The sequence below is a fragment of the Candidatus Aquicultor sp. genome (assembly GCF_054640775.1).
In genome coordinates this window covers 1-6,326 of sequence record NZ_JBTSLF010000148.1, presented here as the reverse complement: position 1 = coordinate 6,326, position 6,326 = coordinate 1, and the positions used below count along the sequence as shown (strand labels likewise).

Annotated in this window: 6 protein-coding genes; all 6 read left to right on the top strand. The window is 50.9% G+C overall.

The window, feature by feature from the left end; all coding sequences use genetic code 11:
- Positions 1–61: 61 nt before the first annotated feature.
- From flhA to ACYC56_RS11195, 6 genes are read left to right on the top strand one after another with little or no spacing between them, the layout of a single operon-like run.
- A complete protein-coding gene (gene flhA / locus ACYC56_RS11220) occupies positions 62–2,137 on the top strand; it encodes a flagellar biosynthesis protein FlhA (protein WP_461374268.1) in 2,076 nt (691 codons plus the stop codon).
- Positions 2,134–3,276: a flagellar biosynthesis protein FlhF gene (gene flhF / locus ACYC56_RS11215; RefSeq protein WP_461374267.1), complete on the top strand. Its 1,143-nt coding sequence runs from the start codon at positions 2,134–2,136 to the stop codon at positions 3,274–3,276. Before flhA ends, flhF begins: the two co-directional genes overlap by 4 nt.
- Entirely contained in the window at positions 3,260–4,393 is a 1,134-nt protein-coding gene (locus tag ACYC56_RS11210; RefSeq protein WP_461374266.1) for a MinD/ParA family protein, read from the top strand. Before flhF ends, ACYC56_RS11210 begins: the two co-directional genes overlap by 17 nt.
- Before the next feature lie 11 nt (positions 4,394–4,404).
- A complete protein-coding gene (locus ACYC56_RS11205; protein ID WP_461374265.1) occupies positions 4,405–5,082 on the top strand; it encodes a flagellar brake protein in 678 nt (225 codons plus the stop codon).
- Positions 5,083–5,493 carry a hypothetical protein gene (locus ACYC56_RS11200; protein ID WP_461374264.1) on the top strand — a complete coding sequence of 137 codons (411 nt, stop codon included), beginning with the start codon at positions 5,083–5,085 and terminating at the stop codon, positions 5,491–5,493. It abuts the gene before it with no gap.
- Positions 5,494–5,510: 17 nt separating this feature from the next.
- Complete coding sequence (locus tag ACYC56_RS11195) at positions 5,511–6,281, top strand: FliA/WhiG family RNA polymerase sigma factor (RefSeq protein ID WP_461374263.1); 771 nt, start codon at positions 5,511–5,513, stop codon at positions 6,279–6,281.
- Positions 6,282–6,326: the final 45 nt, after the last annotated feature.

The following is a 6,326-nucleotide window of genomic DNA, read 5'->3' as shown; positions in this document are numbered from 1 at the left end:
AAATAAATAAAACAGTTATACATAAACAGCAAGACATCGTAGAACTAGAACCGGAATCGATATGGCAGCAGACCAAGCAGTTACTACATCACGGCTCATACAGTTCAACAAGTTCAGTGATGCTATACTAGCGCTGATTATTGCGCTTATAGTTTCGCTGCTTATCATACCCATCCCGACCCCCCTGATGGACGGGCTCCTTGTTCTTAACCTGATACTCTCAATTGTCGTGTTGCTTGTTACTATGTACAACAACGAGCCGCTGCAATTCTCGATGTTCCCGAGCTTGCTACTGGTCACCACCCTCTTCAGGCTTGGCCTGTACGTCTCAACGACCAGGTCGATCCTCTCAACCGGGGGGGCCGGTGCCGTAGTCAGCTCGTTCGGTTCGATTATTATCGGCGACAACTTCGTCGTCGGAATCGTTATCTTTATTATTCTGGTCATAGTACAGTTTATCGTCATCACTACAGGCACAACCCGAATCTCAGAAGTCACCGCCCGCTTTACTCTGGATGCCATGCCGGGCAAGCAAATGGCGATAGATGCCGACCTCAACAGCGGTCTTATCACTGAAGAAGAGGCAAAGACGAGGCGGCGAAACGTTCAGAGAGAGGCCGACTTTTACGGGGCGATGGATGGTGCCTCTAAATTCGTCAAGGGCGACGCCACCGCAAGCATAATCATCGCGGCCGTGAACCTGATCGGTGGCTTTGTCGTGGGCGCTACGCAGCAGGGTATGGACCTTATGACGTCGCTTCAGACCTTCGGGCAAATCGCGATCGGCGCGGGGCTAGCCATTCAGATCCCGACCCTGCTTCTCTCAACTGCAGCCGGCATCATCGTCACCAGGGTCGCCTCGGATAGCGACTTAGGCCAAGACCTCTCCAAGCAGCTCTTATCACAACCGCGGGCTCTTGTGATAACCGGCGTACTGATCATCCTTTTCGGGATGATACCGGGGCTCCCTAAACTCCCCTTCTTTATCATGGGTGGACTAGCCGGAGGGGCGTCGTATTTTATCAACCAAGCGAGCAAGAAGGCGGAGACCGCCGAGAAGGAACTCGAGGTCAAAGAAGAGGCGCCCGCGGTATCCGACAATATAATAGATGTGCTGCAAATCGACCCCATGGAGCTTGAGATAGGCTACAGCCTTATTCCCCTTGTAGACCCCGACCAGGGCGGCGAAATTCTTGACAGGATAACATTGATGCGGCGCCAAATCGCTCTGGATTTGGGCTATGTGGTGCCGCCGATTCGGATTCGGGATAACATCCAGATCGCACCAAGCGAATACCGTATAAAGATCAAGGGGTCGGATATCGCGCGATCGAGCGTGTTTCTCGATCAACTGCTTGCGATCGATTCCGGGATGACGGTTGCCACGATTGACGGCACAGAAACAAAGGAGCCGGCCTTCGGCCTTCCGGCCTATTGGATATCACCGGAGCGCCGTGAGGAGGCCGAAGTTATGGGGTACACAGTGGTCGACCCGACGTCGGCGATGATCACCCACGTCTCGGAGACCACGAAGAAATACGCGCATGAGCTTATAAGCCGCCAGGACGTGCAGCAGCTGCTGGATAACGTCAAGCAGAACTATCCGGTGGTTGTCGATGAAGTCGTACCCGGTGTTTTAACCGTTGGTGAGATCCAGCAGGTTCTGCAGGGGCTCCTTGCCGAGCGGGTATCGATCAGGGATATGACTACGCTCCTAGAGGCGCTGGGCGATAGCGCACGAAACACACGCAATATCGATATCCTTACGGAGTACGCACGCCAGGCGATCGGGCGAAGCATCTGCCGCCAGCATCAGTCGGAGGATGGTAAACTCGATATCATAGCAGTTGACCCGTTGATAGAAAAAGAGATCGCCGATTCGGTCGAGTATACCGAGCAGGGCATTGTTATCTCACTTGACCCAGCGCAGACTCAGCAGATACTCGAGAGCCTCTCCAACACGCTGGAGGAAGTCCTGCGTCAAGGAAGATCGCCTGTGATTTTATGCTCCGCGAATATCCGGCGACCGCTAAGAAAAATTGCTGAACGCAAGCTGCCTAATTTAGCAGTTTTGTCTTACAATGAGATAGCACCTGAATTCGAACTACAATCTGTTGGGATGGTGAGTCTAGCTTGAAAATAAAACGTTACGAGGCAGCAAATATGGAAGAGGCCATCGCAAAGGTCAAGTCCGATTTAGGCCCTGAAGCGGTTATCCTGCATACCCGTCGCCTGCAAAGGTCGTGGCCGGTTAGTTTAGTAAAAAAGAACGCAGTTGAGATAACCGCTGGACTTGATGTTAACTTAATGGAGCCAAAGGAGCGAGAAGTCGAAAGCAACGGCTCATCCCCTATCGAGACGAACGAAGTTTTTGAAGAACGATTTGACGAGCTTCAGCTCGAAGTCGAAGAGATAAAATCAATTGTTAAAACCATTGCAAGCCAATTAACCGATCCCCTCTTCCAGGAGGTGCCCGCGTGTTTCCTGGATATCTATGAGCGGCTCCTCCTGGCAAAAGTCGAGGACGAAGCGGCGAAAAAGCTCATGAAAAACGTGCAGGAACAGCTCAGCACTTCGGAGCTTGCCACCCCTAAAATCCTGCGGGCCAAGATCGTACGCGAGATGGCAAAGCTCATACCGGTCAGCGCCCCCCTCTCCATCGAAAACGGCGAGAGAAAAGTAATCGCGCTCATCGGGCCAACAGGGGCGGGGAAAACAACGACCATCGCAAAGCTCGCGGCGCGCTACTGCCTCTACGAGGGCAAAAAGGCAGTCTTCTTAACAGCCGATACTTACAGGATCGCAGCTGTCGACCAGCTTAAAACATATGCCGAGATTATCGGTGTGCCGATCGAGATCGTCTTTAACAGCCAGGACGTGCGTGAAGCGCTTGATAGGCACCAGGATAAGGACCTCGTCCTAATCGATACGGCGGGAAGAAGTCCGCTCAATGAGACCCAGATGGGTGAGCTTATGGGATTGATGAACGTCTGCGCACCGGATGAGATACACCTGGTTTTAAGCGTGACCACCAAGCTCTCGGACCAGATCAATGCGATACGAAGGTTTTCAGTAGTGCCGATAAACCGGCTGATATTTACCAAACTGGATGAGACGAACACACCTGGAACGATGTTTAACATAGCACATAAAGCAAAGGTGGCCATCGCGTATTTAACCGTGGGGCAGAACGTGCCCGAGGATATTGAGGTGGCCGAATCACATAAGCTTGCCAATCTAATCGTAGGAGAATCATTAGATGAACGACCAAGCTAAGAAACTTCGTGAGTTAGCGCAAAAGATAAGAGAAGAGCGAGAGCGGGCCAATTTAATTATTGATCCGCTGGCAAGCACACCTGAAAAACCATCGGTCGAATCGAGCATTATCCCTGGGGGCAAGGGACCTGTGACAGTAATAGCAGCCGCTCAGCCTGAACCTATACCGGTTGAGCCAGAACCGCTTCCCCCCATTCCCATCCAGCCTGCGGAAGTTCAGCCTCTGCCGACACAACCTGCTCCACCCAAGCCTGCACCGAAGATAATGGTAGAGCCATCCCCTGCTCTGCCCTCCGCGGCATCGACATTCACCACGAGGGTAATAGCAATAAGCAGCGGTAAGGGTGGCGTTGGCAAAAGTAATCTCGTTGCAAACCTTGGCATTGCGCTTGCTATGCGTGGTAAGAAGGTCATGCTGCTCGATGCCGATCTGGGCCTGGCCAATATAGATGTGCTCTTCGGCATTAACCCGAAATATAATCTTAAGAACCTCGTTGATGGGGATAAAACGATGCAGGAGATCCTGGTGACCGGTCCGCACTCGATAAAAATAGTGCCGGGTGGCTCCGGGATTCCTGAACTAGCAAATTTAAGCGATGCGCAGCAGGAAAAACTTCTTGAGAGCTTCGTTTTACTCGAGCGCGAAGCGGATATCACTCTTATAGATACAGGCGCCGGCATATCTAAAGACATTATTTCGTTTATCCTGGCCGCACGGGAAGCGCTTATTATCACCACGCCAGAGCCGACAGCGATCACCGACGCGTATGGGCTGATAAAAGTCCTAACGCAGCGAGACCCCAATGTCGATATAAAAATCGTGGTAAACATGGTATCCAGCGAAAAAGAGGGTCAAGAAATCGCAGGCCGGATAGTCATGGCGACCAGGCAATTCTTGAATAAAAGAATCGAGCCCGTCGGGTACATCGTCTCCGATCCATCGGTCAACATGTCGGTCAGAAAACAAGAGCCTTTTATTCTAGGGTATCCGGGCGCACGGGCGTCCAAATGCATTAAACAGATCGCGGCAAGCCTTGACCAGGTAAGCACAGACGACATGCAAATCGTCGGCAGAAATGGGCTTCGCGGCTTTCTTTCCAGATTGTTTGAAAGATAGGTGTAACAGAAGTGAGAAAGCATAAGGTTCTTAAACCAGGGCTTCTTGTAATGATCGAGACAAAGCCCGGCGAGAACTGGCCATTTTCAATCGGCTCGGTCTCGATGGATACTAAAAGCATAACGTGCGAACTCTTAATTGAAAACCCGCGCACGCTTGATATCAAAGTAGGCACCGAGCTGCTTGTCGTGTGCTCGGTCGAGAACGGCATATTCAGGTTCCCTACGAGATTAGTGGCAATTGAGAATGACCCCGTGCAACTCACGCTTGCTCTTGCCGACGAGGCAACGCATATTCAGCGGCGCGATTTTTTCAGGCTTTCCAGGCCGCTTGTACGGGCAAAATATCGCCCGCTTAACGGCCCCGAGGATATTTTCGAGAGCGAAGCCATCGAAGCTCCGGTAAAGGACTTAAGCGGAAACGGCGTTGCCTTTGTTATCCCGATAGAGGATGAACTACCCTCCGGCACACCGATTCGCACAGAGATAGAGCTTGCGGGCGGGCAACAGGTAAGCCTCGTTGGCGAGGTGATGCGCTGCATACCAAATGAGCCCATAAACGGGAAAAGCTTACTATGCATATACTTCTCACTTATCGACGAGCATGACAGGGACCGCATTGTCGGACAGCTGTTTAGAGAGCAGCTTGACCGAGCTGGAAGAAGGCGTCGTCTTAATAGGAGGAACTAAATGGCCAACGGAACTATTAACAAAATTACTATCCTGGTTGGCTTCCTCGTAAGTCTCGTATCCACCTCAATGGCGTTGCTTACCGGCGGTGACATCATCTTCATACTCCTGCAGCGTTTTCTTCTTGTCTTTGCAGTAACCGCGACACTGACATGGACCATGTTGTCGATAGTCAACTCAGTCATCATAAGCGCCGCACGCAAATCGATGGTTGAGATAAGTAAAGAACTCGGCCAGACTGACGAGCAAGCTGCAGCAAAAGGACAGAACCTTGATTTTACTTCCCCACCGCTTGACGATATAAATACGGTCCTCACCGGCGATTCCGAGAAACCCGAAATAAAAGAGTTTGAACCATTTAAGCCCCCAAAGATCGAAACCGATAAAGGTGATAGCAGTCAGACAAACTAAATCGGAAACGGTGAACGATGAACGGGGCAGTAGCTACTCAAAACAAATGGGTGCTCTATAAGGTTCATAACGATCCACAAGCAAGAGAAGACCTTATCGAAAGCAATGTATCACTGGTAAAATACGTTGCCGAGCGCGTTAAAGTCAACCTCCCCCCAGAGGCTGACAGAGACGACCTGGTAAGTTACGGCATATTCGGCTTAATCGACGCGATAGAAAAATACGACCACAATCGCGGTATCAAATTCGAGACAAATGCAATCCCAAGAATCAGAGGAGCCATCCTTGACGGGTTGCGAGCATTCGACCTCGCCCCGCGATCAATGCGCCAAAAAGCAAAACAATTAGGAAAAGCATTCTGTGAAGTAGAACAACGCCTTGGCAGAACTGCAACAAATGAAGAGGTCGCTAAGGAACTGGATATCGATATCGAATCCTTCAATAGTATGCTTGCAGAGGTCAGCCGCCTCCACCTCCTCTCGCTTGATGAGATGGTGATCCAGGATGAAGAAGGCGGCGTTACACTCGGCGAGCGCATTGAAGATAAAAACTCACACGACCCCCTTGAAGTAATCGAAATCACTGAGATGCGGGACTCGCTTATGGCGGGCATTGATAGCCTCAGCAAGCAGGAGCAAATGGTGATCGCCCTGTACTACTATGAGGGCCTTACGCTAAGAGAATCGAGCGAGGTGTTAGGGCTGTCCGAGTCGCGGATATCCCAGATACGAACCAAAGCGGTCGTAAAGCTCAGACACCAACTCTCGTACTTGCAGATTGAAATCTAGGACATGCCTAAAGATAATTGGCGCAACTATTGTTTTTGTATTTTA

Bases quoted from the DNA above. Each gene is read 5' to 3' on its own strand.
- ACYC56_RS11200 (WP_461374264.1), top strand. From the start codon at position 5,083: ATGGCCAACGGAACTATTAACAAAATTACTATCCTGGTTGGCTTCCTC.
- flhA (WP_461374268.1), top strand. From the start codon at position 62: ATGGCAGCAGACCAAGCAGTTACTACATCACGGCTCATACAGTTCAAC.
- ACYC56_RS11195 (WP_461374263.1), top strand. From the start codon at position 5,511: ATGAACGGGGCAGTAGCTACTCAAAACAAATGGGTGCTCTATAAGGTT.
- ACYC56_RS11210 (WP_461374266.1), top strand. From the start codon at position 3,260: ATGAACGACCAAGCTAAGAAACTTCGTGAGTTAGCGCAAAAGATAAGA.